Genomic DNA, 14438 nt, shown 5'->3' with positions numbered 1-14438 from the left:
GGTAAAAGTTAAAAAAGGCTTTTTAATAGTATAAAATTTTTCATAAAATTTAGCTCTAAGATCAATGACTAATTCATTTTCTAAAAATTTATCGAGTTCATCAGAGAAACTATCTTTGTAATATTTTTCTATATTAAATTCTTTAATTTTCTCTCCTTGTTTTAATTTATAATAAGGTATTAAATCTTTTGCTAAAATAGGACCGAAAAGATTAGAAAATATCAAAACATTCTCATCTATATATTTTCTTGAATTCTCGCTTAAATTTTCATAGTCTAAATGATCAAAAGCAACTCCATTATATCTTTGAATAGCTTTGTTTGTTTCTTTTGTTAAAATATCATGAGTTAATTCTTCTATTTCACTTGCATCTTTTATACCAAAAAATTTTTCAAGTTCAACTTCATTGCATTGTTTTATATGATTTTTATATTTTGTAAGTACTTCAAGTCTTTTACTATATAAATTACTAAAAACAAAAGAGTTTTTATTTATATAACCTTGCGTATTTATTTTATTTTTGCTTTCGCTAGGTGAAAATAAAATTTTCATAATCAATCCTTTATTTTTTAAAAATTATATAAAATTATTTAAAACACTTGACATTAATTCAAAATTACATTATAATTCAACTTTATTTTTTGCTGGTTTAGCTCAGTTGGTAGAGCAGCTGCCTTGTAAGCAGCAGGTCGGGGGTTCAAGTCCCTTAACCAGCTCCATTGTTGATAGCAGTGTTTGACCAGAAATAAAAAGCATTTTTATCATGGTGAGTTACTCAAGTGGCCAACGAGGGCAGACTGTAAATCTGCTGGCTTTCGCCTTCCGTGGTTCGAATCCACGACTCACCACCATTGCTTTGCGGGAGTAGCTCAGTTGGCTAGAGCATCAGCCTTCCAAGCTGAGGGTCGCGGGTTCGAGTCCCGTTTCCCGCTCCAACCTAATTTTGGTAGAGTGAAACTGGGAGCTGTTTTTAAATTCAGAATTTCTAGCAGTTTCAATTTCCAAAATTTTATAATTTATGTTTTTAATTTTTCTGAGCGCTCGTATGGCTCAGAGGTAGAGCACTCCCTTGGTAAGGGAGAGGTCGCGGGTTCAAGTCCCGCTATGAGCTCCATTGATTTCAAAAGATTATAAAACATAAATTAGTATTTGTTTGTAAATTTTATATGGAGGAAAAAGATGGCTAAAGAAAAATTTTCACGTAATAAGCCTCACGTAAATATTGGTACTATTGGTCACGTTGACCACGGTAAAACTACTTTAACAGCTGCTATCTCTGCTGTTCTTTCAAGAAGAGGTTTGGCTGAGCTTAAAGATTATGATAATATCGACAATGCTCCTGAAGAAAAAGAGCGTGGTATTACTATTGCAACTTCTCACATTGAGTATGAAACAGAAAATCGTCACTATGCACACGTAGACTGCCCAGGTCACGCTGACTATGTTAAAAATATGATTACTGGTGCTGCTCAAATGGACGGTGCTATTCTTGTTGTTTCTGCTGCAGATGGTCCAATGCCACAAACTAGAGAGCACATCTTACTTTCTCGCCAAGTAGGTGTACCATATATCGTTGTTTTCATGAATAAAGCTGATATGGTTGATGATGCTGAATTATTAGAATTAGTTGAAATGGAAATTAGAGAACTATTAAGTTCTTATGACTTCCCAGGAGATGATACTCCAATTATTTCAGGTTCTGCTTTACAAGCTCTTGAAGAAGCAAAAGCTGGACAAGATGGAGAATGGTCTAAAAAAATCCTAGATCTTATGGCAGCAGTTGATGAGTATATTCCAACTCCAGCTCGTGATACAGATAAAGATTTCTTAATGCCAATCGAAGATGTATTCTCAATTTCAGGTCGTGGTACAGTTGTTACTGGTAGAATTGAAAAAGGTGTTGTTAAAGTTGGTGATACTATTGAAATCGTTGGTATTAGAGAAACACAAAGCACTACAGTAACTGGTGTTGAAATGTTTAGAAAAGAAATGGATCAAGGTGAAGCAGGTGATAACGTAGGTGTTCTTCTACGTGGTACTAAAAAAGAAGATGTTCTTCGTGGTATGGTTCTTGCTAAGCCAAAATCAATTACTCCACATACTGACTTTGAAGCAGAAGTTTATATTTTAAATAAAGATGAAGGTGGTCGTCATACTCCATTCTTTAATAACTATAGACCACAGTTCTATGTAAGAACAACAGATGTTACTGGTTCTATCCAACTTGCAGAAGGCGTTGAAATGGTTATGCCAGGTGAAAATGTTAGAATTACTGTAAGTCTTATTGCACCAGTTGCACTTGAAGAAGGTACTCGTTTTGCTATCCGTGAAGGTGGCCGTACTGTTGGTTCAGGTGTTGTATCTAAAATTATTAAATAATCATAAGCGAGATTTTATCTCGCTTTTTTTAAGGAATAAAAATGAGAATTAAAGTTGGCTTGAAATGTGAAGAGTGCGGTGATATTAATTACAGTACTTTTAAAAATAGTAAAAATACAACTGAAAAATTAGAATTAAAAAAATATTGCCCAAGATTAAAAAAACATACAGTTCATAAAGAAGTTAAATTAAAAAGTTAAGGCTTTTATATAAAAGCCCTTAGGGCAATAGCTCCAACGGTAGAGCACCGGATTCCAAATCCGATGGTTGGGGGTTCGAATCCCTCTTGCCCTGCCACAAAATAAGGTTAAATATGGAAAAACTAATAACTTATTTTAAATTGTCAAAAGCTGAATTATCAAAAGTTATTTGGCCTTTGAAAGAGCAAGTTAGAAATGCTTATATTACCGTTTTTGTAGTTGTCACTGTTGTTTCATTATTTTTAGCATTGGTTGACTTAATTATGTCATTTTCATTATCTAAGATTATAGGATAAAATAATGAATCATAAATGGTATGCAATTCAAACTTATGCAGGTAGTGAAATGGCTGTAAAAAGAGCCATAGAAAATTTAGTTAGAGATCATGGAATTCAAGAGCAATTGCTAGAGGTAATTGTTCCAACTGAAGATGTGATTGAATTTAAAAATGGTAAAGAAAAAATAAGCGAAAGAAGTTTGTATTCAGGCTATGTATTTGCCAATATTGACTTATCAACAGAACTTTGGCATAAAATTCAATCTTTGCCAAAAGTTGGTCGTTTTATAGGGGAAAGTAAAAAACCAACCCCATTGAGTGAAAAAGATATCAATCTTATTTTAGAAAAGGTGAAAAATAAAGCAGCACCTAAACCTAAAATTTCATTTGATAAAGAAGAAAGTGTAAGAATAACCGAAGGTCCTTTTGCAAACTTTGTTGGTATTGTAGAAGAATATGATATGGTTAGAGGAGTTTTAAAGCTAAATGTTTCAATATTTGGCAGATCAACTCCGGTAGAGATCTTATACTCTCAAGTTGAAAAAATAGTTTGATAATATAGCAAGTAAAGGAGTAAGGTTATGGCTAAAAAAGTCGTAGGAGAAATAAAATTACAAATAGCTGCTACTAAGGCTAATCCATCACCTCCAGTTGGTCCTGCTTTGGGTCAACAAGGTGTTAATATTATGGAATTTTGTAAGGCATTTAATGAAAGAACAAAAGATATGGCTGGCTTTAATATTCCAGTTGTTATTACTGTTTATGCAGATAAAAGCTTTACATTTATCACAAAACAACCACCAGCTACTGATTTAATCAAAAAAGCTGCAGGTATTTCTAAAGGTGCAGATAATCCTTTAAAAAATAAAGTAGGTAAATTAACCAAAGCACAAGTTTTAGAAATTGTTGATAAAAAAATAGCTGATATGAACACAAAAGATAGAGAGCAAGCTGCTAAGATTATTATGGGTTCTGCTCGTTCTATGGGTGTTGAAATCGTAGATTAATACTCTTTACCGCCAAGAGTTTAAAAAGGCGGTAGCACTTTATATAAAATGCGGAGAAAAATTAATGTCAAAAAATACTAAAAGATTTACAGAATTATTAAAAAAAATAGATTCAAATAAAAATTACTTAATGGATGAGGCAATAAGCACAGTTAAAACTCTTGCATCTGCTAAATTTGATGAAACAGTTGAAATTGCTTTAAAATTAAATGTTGATCCAAGACATGCAGATCAGATGGTAAGAGGTAGTGTAGTTTTACCTTGTGGTACAGGTAAAAAAGTGCGTGTTGCTGTTATAGCAAAAGATGCAAAAGCTGATGAGGCAAAAAATGCAGGTGCTGATATAGTTGGTAGTGATGATTTAGTAGAAGAAATTCAAAAAGGAAATATGAATTTTGATGTTTTAATTGCTACTCCAAATTTGATGGGTTTAGTTGGTAAAGTAGGTCGTATTTTAGGACCTAAAGGTTTAATGCCAAATCCTAAGACAGGTACTGTGACAATGGATGTTGCACAAGCTGTGAATAATGCTAAAAATGGTCAAGTTAACTTCCGTGTTGATAAGCAAGGAAATATCCATGCAGGTTTAGGTAAAGTTAGCTTTACTCAAGAACAATTAAAAGAAAATATGACAGCATTTGTAAAAGCTATTAATAAACACAAGCCAGCTGCTGCAAAAGGAAGATATATTAAAAATGCTAGTCTTTCTTTAACTATGAGTCCTTCTCTTTCTCTTGATACTCAAGAATTACTTGATACAAAATAAAATTAATGAGAGTTTTACTCTCATTAATAAAAATTAGATAAGATAATAACTTTTATTTTATCTAATTTTTATCTTAGATTGGAGATAGCCGAGGTCTTAGGACTTAATTAGATTTTTCTGCTCTGCTTGAAATCACCGGTCGGAAAGGAGTAAAGATGACTAAAAGCCAAAAAGTTGAACTTGTTTCTAAACTTGAAGAAGGTTTTAAAGTTAGTGAGGCTGTTGTAGTTTGTAACTATAAGGGTTTAAATACTAAAAAACTTGAAGAGTTAAGAAATAATGCGAGAGAAATGGATGTTAAAGTTCAAATTATTAAAAATACTTTAGCAAGTATTGCTCTTAAAAATGCCGGCAAAGATGGAATGGAACTTAAAGATACTAATATTTATCTTTGGGGTGAAGACCAATTAAATGTTTCAAAAGTTGCTGATAAATTTAGCGAAGCTAATCAAGCATTTGAGATCAAAACTGCATTTATCGAAGGCGAAGTTGCTTCTGTAGATAAAGTTAAAGCTTTAGCTAAAATGCCTTCTCGTAATGAATTACTTGCTATGCTTTTGCAAGTTTGGAATGCACCAATCACCAATTTTACAATTGGATTAAATGCATTAAAAGAAAAAAAAGAAGCTGAATAAAATTATAAAAAGGATAAAAAATGGCAATTACTAAAGAAGATGTATTAGAATTTATTTCTAACCTAAGTGTTCTTGAGCTTTCAGAATTAGTAAAAGAATTTGAAGAAAAATTTGGTGTTTCTGCTGCTCCAGTTATGGTTGCGGGTGCTGCTGTTGCGGGTGCTGCTGGCGGTGCTGCTGAAGAAAAAACTGAATTTGATATTGTATTACAAGATGGTGGCGATAAAAAAATTAATGTAATTAAAGTTGTTCGTGCTTTAACTGGTCTTGGATTAAAAGAAGCAAAAGATGCAGTTGAGCAAACTCCATCAGTTCTTAAAGAAGGTGTTAGTAAAGCTGAAGCTGAAGAAGCTAAAAAACAACTTGAAGAAGCTGGCGCTAAGGTTGAACTTAAATAATTTTTTATTTTTAAAAGAAAGGATTTTATATCCTTTCTTGTTTTCCTTTAATAAGGATTCTTTCTTTCAATACTTTTACCATGGGGTATAATAATATGTTAAATTCACAATCAGGAAATCGTTTAAGAATAGACTTCTCGAATGTTCCACAACAAATAGACATTCCAAATTTATTACAATTACAAAAAAAGAGTTTTGATTATTTTTTAAATTTAGATGCAAAAAATTCAGAAAGTGGAATTGAAAAAGTTTTCAAATCTATCTTTCCAATTCATGATCCGCAAAATAGATTAAGTTTAGAATATGTAAGTAGTGAAGTAGGTAAACCTAAATACACCATTAGAGAGTGCATGGAAAGAGGTTTAACTTATTCTGTAAATTTGAAAATGAAAATCCGTTTAACTTTACATGAAAAAGATGAAAAAACGGGTGAAAAAATTGGTATAAAAGATATCAAAGAACAAGAAATTTATATTAGAGAAATTCCTTTAATGACAGATAGAATTTCTTTTATAATTAATGGGGTTGAAAGAGTTGTTGTAAATCAACTTCATAGAAGTCCAGGTGTTATTTTTAAAGAAGAAGAAAGTTCTACTGTTGCAAATAAATTAGTATATACAGCTCAAATTATACCAGATCGTGGTTCTTGGCTTTATTTTGAATATGATGCAAAAGATGTGCTTTATGTGCGTATTAATAAAAGAAGGAAAGTGCCTATTACTATTTTATTTAGAGCACTTGGTTATAAAAAGCAAGATATTATAAAATTATTTTACCCTATACAAACTATTCATGTTAAAAAAGATAAATTTTTAACTGAATTTAATCCAAATGACTTTTTAGATAGAGTCGAATATGACTTAAAAGATGAAAAAGGTAATGTTGTACACCAAGCCGGTAAAAGAATGACAAAGAAAAAAGCTGAGCAACTTATAAAAGACGGTGTTAAATGGGTTGAATATCCAATTGAAATTTTAACAAATAGATATTTAGCTAGTCCTATCATTAATAAAGAAACCGGTGAAGTTTTATATGATTCTTTAACACTATTAGATGAAGGAAAACTAGCTAAAATTAAAGAAGAAAAACAATTTGATATTGCAAATGACTTAGCAAATGGAGTTGATGCTGCTATTATTAATTCTTTCATTCAAGATAATGAGACTTTAAAATTATTAAAACAAACTGAAAATATAGAAGATGAAAATGATTTAGCAGCTATTAGAATTTATAAAGTAATGAGACCAGGCGAGCCTGTAGTAAAAGATGCCGCAAAAGCTTTTGTAAATGATTTATTTTTTAATCCTGAAAGATATGATCTAACAAAAGTTGGTCGTATGAAAATGAATCATAAACTAGGATTAGATACACCTGAATATGTTACAGTTTTAACAAATGAAGATATAGTAAAAACTGCAAAATATTTAATTAAAGTAAAAAATGGTAGAGGCCATATTGATGATAGAGATCATTTAGGCAATCGTCGTATTAGATCGATCGGAGAGCTTTTAGCTAATGAACTTCATGTGGGTCTTGCTAAAATGCAAAAATCAATCAGAGATAAATTTACCGCATTAAATGCAGATATTGATAAAGTAATGCCTTATGATTTAATCAATCCTAAAACAATTACTGTGACAATTATGGAATTTTTTACCGGTGGTCAATTGTCTCAATTTATGGATCAAACAAACCCATTAAGTGAGGTAACTCATAAACGTCGTTTATCTGCGCTTGGCGAGGGTGGTTTAGTAAAAGAAAGAGCGGGTTTTGAAGTGCGTGATGTCCATGCAACGCATTATGGAAGAATTTGTCCTGTTGAAACTCCAGAAGGTCAAAATATCGGTTTGATTAATACGCTTTCAACTTATGCTAAAGTAAATGATCTAGGTTTTGTTGAAGCACCTTATAAGAAAGTAGAAAATGGAAAAGTAAGTAATGAAATTGTTTATTTAACTGCTACTCAAGAAGAAGGTTTAGTGATCGCAGCTGCTTCAACTAAAATTGATGAAAAAGGTAATATTGTTGAAGAATTTGTTGAAGCAAGACAAGATGGTGAAACAATCTTAGCAAGAAGAGAAGAAGTGCATTTGATTGACCTTTGTTCAGGTATGATAGTAGGGGTTGCAGCTTCTTTGATTCCATTTTTGGAGCATGATGATGCAAACAGAGCCCTGATGGGTTCAAACATGCAGCGTCAAGCAGTGCCTTTACTAACCGCACAAGCACCTATAGTAGGTACTGGTATGGAAAAAATCATTGCACGTGATGCTTGGGAAGCTATTAAAGCTAAAAGAGCAGGTATTGTAGAAAAAGTTGATAATAAAAATATTTTTATTTTGGGCGAAGATGAAAATGGACCATTTATTGATCATTATAAAATGGAAAAAAATCTAAGAACTAACCAAAATACAACTTTTATTCAACACCCGATTGTGAAAAAAGGCGAATTTATTCAAGCAGGTCAAATTATTGCAGATGGTCCAAGTATGGACCAAGGAGAGCTTGCTATTGGTAAAAATGCTTTGATCGCATTTATGCCATGGCATGGATATAATTATGAAGATGCTATTGTAATTAGTGAGAAAATTTTACGCGAAGATACTTTCACTAGTGTTCATATTTATGAAAAAGAAGTAGAGGCTAGAGAACTTAAAGATGGCGTTGAAGAGATTACAAAAGATATTCCAAATGTTAAAGAGGAAGATTTAGCACATCTTGATGAGAGTGGTATTGCAAAAATAGGAACTCATATAAAGCCTGGTATGATTTTGGTAGGTAAAGTTTCACCTAAAGGTGAGGTAAAACCTACGCCTGAAGAAAGATTACTAAGAGCTATTTTTGGTGAAAAAGCAGGACATGTTGTAAATAAATCTTTATATGCAACTGCTTCATTGGAAGGTGTTGTTGTAGATGTAAAAATATTTACTAAAAAAGGTTATGAAAAAGATGCTCGTGCTGTAAAAGCCTATGATGATGAAAAATTAAATCTTGAAAAAGAACATCACGATAGACTTTTGATGATGGACAGAGAAGAAACTTTAAGAGTATGTTCTTTGCTTTCTAAATCACCTTTAAATTCAGACGAAGAAATAAATGGTGTTAAATATAAAAAAGGTTCCAAGGTAGAAATTACCGAGTTGGAAAAAATTAATCGTTTTGCATTAAATTCTTTAGTTAAAGCTTATTCTAAAGAAGTGCAAAAAGAATATGATGATTTAAAAAATCACTTCCAAAACGAGAAGAAAAAGCTTAAAACAGAGCATGATGAAAAATTAGAAATTTTAGAAAAAGATGATATTTTACCAAGTGGAGTGGTAAAACTTGTTAAAGTATATATTGCGACTAAGAGAAAATTAAAAGTTGGGGATAAAATGGCGGGACGCCATGGAAATAAAGGTATTGTATCTAATATCGTTCCAGAAGTTGATATGCCTTATTTACCTGATGGAAGACCTATTGATATAGCTTTAAATCCTCTAGGGGTTCCAAGTCGTATGAATATAGGACAAATTCTTGAAAGTCACTTAGGGATTGTTGGTATGAGACTAGGTGATCAAATTCAAGAAATTTTTGATAGAAAACAAAAAGATTTTGTAAAAGAATTACGCGAAAAAATTCTTGAAATTTGTAGTGTATCTAGACTTGAGCTAGAAAAGAAATTTGTACAAACTTTAAATGATGAGCAACTTATTTCTTATGCTAGAGATTGGGCTAAAGGGGTAAAATTTGCTACTCCTGTATTTGAAGGTGTAACGGTTGAAGAATTTGGTAAGCTTTTTGAAATGGCTAAAATAGCTATGGATGGAAAAAGCGAACTTTATGATGGAAGAACTGGTGAAAAAATGGCAGAGCGTGTGCATGTTGGATGTATGTATATGCTTAAATTACACCATTTAGTAGATGAAAAAGTTCACGCAAGAAGCACTGGACCTTATAGCTTAGTAACACAACAACCAGTTGGTGGTAAAGCATTATTTGGTGGGCAAAGATTTGGTGAGATGGAAGTTTGGGCTCTTGAAGCTTATGGAGCAGCTCATACTTTAAGAGAAATGCTTACTATTAAATCTGATGATGTTGAAGGTAGATTTAGTGCTTATAAAGCTTTAACAAAAGGCGAGAATGTTCCAGCAACAGGTATTCCAGAGACATTCTTTGTACTTACAAATGAATTAAAATCTCTTGCTTTAGATGTTGAGATTTTTGATAAGGATGAGAATAATGAGTAAATTTAAACCTATCGAAATAAAAGAAGATGGCAGACCTAGAGACTTTGAAGCTTTTCAATTAAGACTTGCAAGTCCTGAAAAAATCAAATCATGGTCTTATGGGGAAGTAAAAAAACCAGAAACGATTAATTATAGAACTTTAAAGCCTGAAAGAGATGGGCTTTTTTGTGCTAAAATTTTTGGACCAGTAAGAGATTATGAGTGTCTTTGTGGTAAGTATAAAAAAATGCGTTTTAAGGGCATTAAGTGTGAAAAATGTGGTGTTGAAGTTACTAGTTCTAAAGTGCGTCGTTCAAGAATGGGGCATATTGAGCTAGTTACCCCAGTAGCACATATATGGTATGTGAACTCTTTACCAAGTCGTATCGGTACTTTACTCGGCGTAAAGATGAAAGACTTAGAACGCGTATTATATTATGAAGCATATATAGTAGAAAATCCAGGTGATGCGTACTATGATAATGAAAATACTAAAAAAGTTGAATTTTGTGATGTGTTAAATGAAGAGCAGTATTTAAATTTAATGCAACGCTATGAAAGTAGTGGATTTAAAGCTAGAATGGGTGGTGAAGTTGTTAGAGATTTGCTAGCAAATTTAGATCTTGTCGAGCTTTTAAATAAATTAAAAGAAGATATTGCAGCAACTAATTCAGAGGCAAAGAAAAAAACTATCATCAAACGCTTAAAAGTAGTAGAAAATTTCTTAAATAGTAATTTAAATAGCAATACAAATATTGATGAAGTAGTACCAAATCGTCCCGAGTGGATGATGATCACAAATTTACCTGTATTACCACCTGATTTAAGACCTTTGGTAGCTTTAGATGGTGGAAAATTTGCAGTTTCTGATGTGAATGATTTATATAGAAGGGTTATCAATAGAAATACGCGTTTAAAAAGACTTATGGAGCTTGATGCACCTGAAATTATCATTAGAAATGAAAAAAGAATGCTACAAGAAGCAGTTGATGCTTTGTTTGATAATGGCAGAAGAGCAAATGCAGTTAAAGGTGCAAATAAGCGCCCATTGAAATCTTTAAGTGAAATTATCAAAGGTAAACAAGGTCGTTTTAGACAAAATCTACTTGGTAAAAGGGTGGATTTCTCAGGTCGTAGTGTTATTGTTGTTGGACCAAAACTTAGAATGGATCAATGCGGTTTACCTAAAAAAATGGCTTTAGAATTATTTAAACCACATTTGTTAGCTAAGCTTGAAGAAAAAGGTTATGCAACTACCGTAAAACAAGCTAAAAAAATGATAGAAAACAAAACTAATGAGGTTTGGGAGTGCTTAGAAGAGGTTGTTAAAGGTCATCCTGTAATGCTTAACCGTGCTCCAACCTTGCATAAACTTTCTATCCAAGCTTTTCATCCTGTGCTTGTAGAGGGTAAAGCGATTCAACTTCATCCATTAGTGTGTGCGGCATTTAATGCTGACTTTGACGGGGACCAAATGGCTGTGCATGTGCCTTTATCTCAAGAAGCAATAGCTGAGTGTAAAGTATTAATGCTCTCATCTATGAATATCTTGCTTCCAGCAAGTGGTCGTTCTGTAACTGTACCTTCTCAAGATATGGTTTTGGGGATTTATTATCTATCTTTAGAAAAAGATGGTGCTAAAGGTGAGCATAAAATTTGCACAGGTATTGAAGAGGTTATGATTGCTCTAGAAGCAAAATCTTTAGATATTCATGCAAGCATTAGAAGTGTGGTTGATGGAAGAAAAATCACAACAACCGCGGGTAGATTGATTATTAAGTCTATCTTACCTGATTTTGTTCCTGAAAATATGTGGAATAAAGTCATGAAGAAAAAAGATATTGCAGCTTTGGTTGATTATGTTTATAAAGAAGGTGGCCTTGAAGTAAGTGCTAGCTTTTTAGATAAACTAAAAGATCTTGGTTTTGAATATGCAACAAAAGCAGGTATTTCTATTTCAATTGCTGATATTATTGTGCCTGATCAAAAGCAAAAAAGCATAGAAGAAGCTAAAAAACAAGTAAGAGAAATTCAAAATTCATACAATTTAGGTTTGATTACTTCGGGTGAAAGATATAATAAGATTATTGATATTTGGAAAAGCACTAATAATATCTTGTCAAAAGATATGATGGAGTTAATTAAAAAAGATAAAGAAGGATTTAACTCTATTTATATGATGGCAGATTCTGGTGCTAGAGGTTCAGCAGCTCAAATTTCACAGCTTGCTGCGATGAGGGGTCTTATGGCAAAACCTGATGGCTCAATTATTGAAACGCCGATTATTTCAAATTTCCGTGAAGGACTTAATGTTCTTGAATATTTTATTTCAACTCATGGTGCTAGAAAAGGTCTCGCAGATACAGCATTAAAAACAGCAAATGCAGGTTATTTAACAAGAAAGCTTATCGATGTGGCGCAAAATGTAAAAGTTACAATGGATGATTGTGGTGCACATGAGGGTGTTGAAATTAATGAAATCACAGCAGATGGTGTTGTGATTGAAACCTTAGAGGAAAGAATTTTAGGAAGAGTTTTAGCTGAAAATATTATTGATTCTATTACTAATGAAATTTTATTTTCAGAAGGTACTTTAATAGATGAAGAAAAAACTAGAGTAATTGTTGAAAGTGGTGTAAAGAGTGTAAGTATTAGAACTCCTATTACTTGTAAAGCTAAAAAAGGAGTTTGTTCTAAATGTTATGGTATTAACCTAGGTGAGGGCAAATTAGTTAAGCCAGGTGAAGCTGTAGGTATTATATCTGCTCAATCAATCGGTGAGCCAGGAACTCAGCTTACACTAAGAACTTTCCATAGTGGTGGTACTGCTAGTACAGATTTACAAGATCGTCAAGTAGTAGCACATAAAGAAGGTTTTGTAAGATTTTATAATCTTAACACTTATGAAGATAGACAAGGTAAAACTATCGTTGCAAATCATCGCAATGCTGCTATTTTACTTGTTGAGCCAAAAATCAAAGCCCCATTTAAAGGAACTATCCATATTGAACATGCGTATGAAGATGTAGTAGTTAGCGTTAAAGCAAAAAACAATGAAGCTAAATTTATATTAAGAAAATATGATTTAGCAAAAGCTAATGAGCTTGCCGGTGTAAGTGGTAATATCGAAGGTAAGTTATATATTCCATATAGCGATGGTGTTGAAGTAGCTGAAAATGAAAGTATTGTTGAAGTGATTAAAGAAGGTTGGAATATACCAAATCGTATTCCTTATGCAAGTGAATTGCTAGTAAAAGATGGTGATCCTATCACTCAAGATATTATAGCAGGTGCAAAAGGCACATTAAAATTTTACATGCTCAAAGGCGATGGTTTAGATAGGATTAAAAATCTTAAAAAAGGTGATATAGTTAAAGAAAAAGGTGTTTTTGTTGTTATTGCTGATGAAAATGATAGAGAAGCAAAAAGACATTATATACCAAGAGAATCCGTGATTGAATTTGATGATAGTGCTTTTGTGGATAATCCTAAAGCTATCATAGCAAAATCAAGCAAAGAAGACAAAACTATCATTGCTGAATGGGATGCATATAATAACACCGTAATTGCAGAGGTTGCAGGTACTATAAATTTTGAAGATATTGAATCAGGCTATAGTGCTGATGAACAAATTGATGAAGCAACAGGTAAAAGATCGCTTGTTATTAATGAGTATTTACCAAGTGGAGTGCGTCCAGCGTTGTTAATCATAGGTGAAAATGACAAAGTAGTGCGTTATCAATTAGAGCCAAAAACTGTTATTTATGTAAATGATGGTGATAAGGTGAAGCAAGCTGATATTTTAGCTAAAACACCAAAGGCAGCAGCTAAATCAAAAGATATTACCGGGGGTCTTCCAAGAGTATCTGAATTATTTGAAGCAAGAAAGCCGAAAAACACTGCCGTTGTAGCTGAAATTGACGGAGTTGTTAGATTTGATAAGCCTTTAAGATCAAAAGAAAGAATCATTATTCAAGCAGAAGATGGAAGTAGTGCAGAGTATTTGATAGATAAATCAAAACGTATTCAAGTAAGAGATGGTGAGTTTATCCATGCGGGTGAAAAATTAACCGATGGAGTTATTTCAAGCCATGATGTACTTAGAATTTTAGGTGAAAAAGCATTACATTATTATCTTATTTCTGAAATTCAGCAAGTTTATCGCGGTCAAGGTGTTGTGATTTCTGATAAGCATATTGAAATCATCGTATCACAAATGCTAAGACAAGTTAAAATTGTAGATAGTGGTCATACTAACTTCATCGTGGGTGATTTAGTTTCAAGAAGAAAATTCAGAGAAGAAAATGAAAGAATTTTAAGATATGGTGGTGAGCCTGCTGTGGCTGAACCTGTGTTACTTGGGGTAACAAGAGCGGCTATTGGAAGTGATAGCGTGATTTCAGCTGCTTCTTTCCAAGAAACAACGAAAGTTTTAACAGAAGCAAGTATTGCAGGTAAATTTGATTATCTTGAAGATCTAAAAGAAAATGTAATTTTAGGTCGTATGATTCCTGTTGGAACGGGATTATATCAAGAACAAAAACTTAAATTAAAAGAAAAAGAATAAA

General features: G+C 32.5%; 11 protein-coding genes and 5 tRNA genes. 15 read left to right on the top strand and 1 reads right to left on the bottom strand.

From position 1 onward, the window contains the following. A partial coding sequence (yaaA, locus tag L8W57_RS06980) for a peroxide stress protein YaaA (RefSeq protein WP_133319936.1) occupies nt 1-552 on the bottom strand: 552 nt, incomplete at its 3' end. Between the two features lie 91 nt (nt 553-643). Here yaaA and L8W57_RS06975 point away from each other — a divergent pair. The 15 genes from L8W57_RS06975 to rpoC all read left to right on the top strand — a co-directional run bounded on the left by L8W57_RS06975 (nt 644) and on the right by rpoC (nt 14437). After that, nucleotides 644-719: transfer RNA gene (locus tag L8W57_RS06975), tRNA-Thr, on the top strand. 46 nt (nt 720-765) lie between these two features. Continuing rightward, nucleotides 766-851: transfer RNA gene (locus L8W57_RS06970), tRNA-Tyr, on the top strand. Nucleotides 852-858: 7 nt separating this feature from the next. Continuing rightward, nucleotides 859-935, top strand: a tRNA-Gly gene (locus L8W57_RS06965). Nucleotides 936-1039: 104 nt separating this feature from the next. After that, nucleotides 1040-1114, top strand: a tRNA-Thr gene (locus L8W57_RS06960). 65 nt (nt 1115-1179) lie between these two features. Continuing rightward, entirely contained in the window at nt 1180-2379 is a 1200-nt protein-coding gene (tuf, locus tag L8W57_RS06955) for an elongation factor Tu (RefSeq protein ID WP_039617742.1), read from the top strand. Nucleotides 2380-2420: 41 nt separating this feature from the next. Continuing rightward, nucleotides 2421-2579, top strand: a complete 159-nt coding sequence (gene rpmG, locus L8W57_RS06950; protein ID WP_039617743.1) for a 50S ribosomal protein L33 — start codon at nt 2421-2423, stop codon at nt 2577-2579. Nucleotides 2580-2600: 21 nt separating this feature from the next. Then, nucleotides 2601-2676: transfer RNA gene (locus L8W57_RS06945), tRNA-Trp, on the top strand. A gap of 16 nt (nt 2677-2692) precedes the next feature. After that, nucleotides 2693-2875 (top strand): preprotein translocase subunit SecE, encoded by a 183-nt coding sequence (secE, locus tag L8W57_RS06940; protein ID WP_039617745.1) that lies wholly within the window; start codon nt 2693-2695, stop codon nt 2873-2875. A gap of 1 nt (nt 2876) precedes the next feature. Beyond that, nucleotides 2877-3410, top strand: a complete 534-nt coding sequence (gene nusG, locus L8W57_RS06935) for a transcription termination/antitermination protein NusG (protein ID WP_087684660.1) — start codon at nt 2877-2879, stop codon at nt 3408-3410. Between the two features lie 27 nt (nt 3411-3437). Then, on the top strand, nt 3438-3863 hold the full coding sequence (rplK, locus tag L8W57_RS06930; RefSeq protein ID WP_012661181.1) for a 50S ribosomal protein L11: 426 nt from the start codon (nt 3438-3440) through the stop codon (nt 3861-3863). A 64-nt stretch (nt 3864-3927) separates the two neighbouring features. Continuing rightward, nucleotides 3928-4629 (top strand): 50S ribosomal protein L1, encoded by a 702-nt coding sequence (gene rplA / locus L8W57_RS06925; protein WP_039617747.1) that lies wholly within the window; start codon nt 3928-3930, stop codon nt 4627-4629. Nucleotides 4630-4784: 155 nt separating this feature from the next. Then, nucleotides 4785-5264: a 50S ribosomal protein L10 gene (gene rplJ / locus L8W57_RS06920; RefSeq protein ID WP_133319935.1), complete on the top strand. Its 480-nt coding sequence runs from the start codon at nt 4785-4787 to the stop codon at nt 5262-5264. Nucleotides 5265-5284: 20 nt separating this feature from the next. Continuing rightward, on the top strand, nt 5285-5662 hold the full coding sequence (gene rplL / locus L8W57_RS06915) for a 50S ribosomal protein L7/L12 (protein WP_012661184.1): 378 nt from the start codon (nt 5285-5287) through the stop codon (nt 5660-5662). 95 nt (nt 5663-5757) lie between these two features. Continuing rightward, the gene (rpoB, locus tag L8W57_RS06910) at nt 5758-9891 is read left to right on the top strand and encodes a DNA-directed RNA polymerase subunit beta (RefSeq protein WP_133319934.1); all 4134 of its coding nucleotides are present in this window, start codon (nt 5758-5760) and stop codon (nt 9889-9891) included. Further along, complete coding sequence (gene rpoC / locus L8W57_RS06905; RefSeq protein ID WP_133319933.1) at nt 9884-14437, top strand: DNA-directed RNA polymerase subunit beta'; 4554 nt, start codon at nt 9884-9886, stop codon at nt 14435-14437. Before rpoB ends, rpoC begins: the two co-directional genes overlap by 8 nt. Nucleotide 14438: the final 1 nt, after the last annotated feature.

It is taken from the genome of Campylobacter sp. IFREMER_LSEM_CL1890 (assembly GCF_025772045.1).
GTDB lineage: Bacteria > Campylobacterota > Campylobacteria > Campylobacterales > Campylobacteraceae > Campylobacter_D > Campylobacter_D lari_D.
The sequence above is the reverse complement of the archived record's forward strand: the minus strand, read 5'-3'. Positions and strand labels throughout refer to the sequence as shown.

Bases quoted from the DNA above. Each gene is read 5' to 3' on its own strand.
- tuf (WP_039617742.1), top strand. From the start codon at position 1,180: ATGGCTAAAGAAAAATTTTCACGTAATAAGCCTCACGTAAATATTGGT.
- rpmG (WP_039617743.1), top strand. From the start codon at position 2,421: ATGAGAATTAAAGTTGGCTTGAAATGTGAAGAGTGCGGTGATATTAAT.
- secE (WP_039617745.1), top strand. From the start codon at position 2,693: ATGGAAAAACTAATAACTTATTTTAAATTGTCAAAAGCTGAATTATCA.
- rplK (WP_012661181.1), top strand. From the start codon at position 3,438: ATGGCTAAAAAAGTCGTAGGAGAAATAAAATTACAAATAGCTGCTACT.
- rplA (WP_039617747.1), top strand. From the start codon at position 3,928: ATGTCAAAAAATACTAAAAGATTTACAGAATTATTAAAAAAAATAGAT.
- rplJ (WP_133319935.1), top strand. From the start codon at position 4,785: ATGACTAAAAGCCAAAAAGTTGAACTTGTTTCTAAACTTGAAGAAGGT.
- rplL (WP_012661184.1), top strand. From the start codon at position 5,285: ATGGCAATTACTAAAGAAGATGTATTAGAATTTATTTCTAACCTAAGT.
- rpoB (WP_133319934.1), top strand. From the start codon at position 5,758: ATGTTAAATTCACAATCAGGAAATCGTTTAAGAATAGACTTCTCGAAT.
- rpoC (WP_133319933.1), top strand. From the start codon at position 9,884: ATGAGTAAATTTAAACCTATCGAAATAAAAGAAGATGGCAGACCTAGA.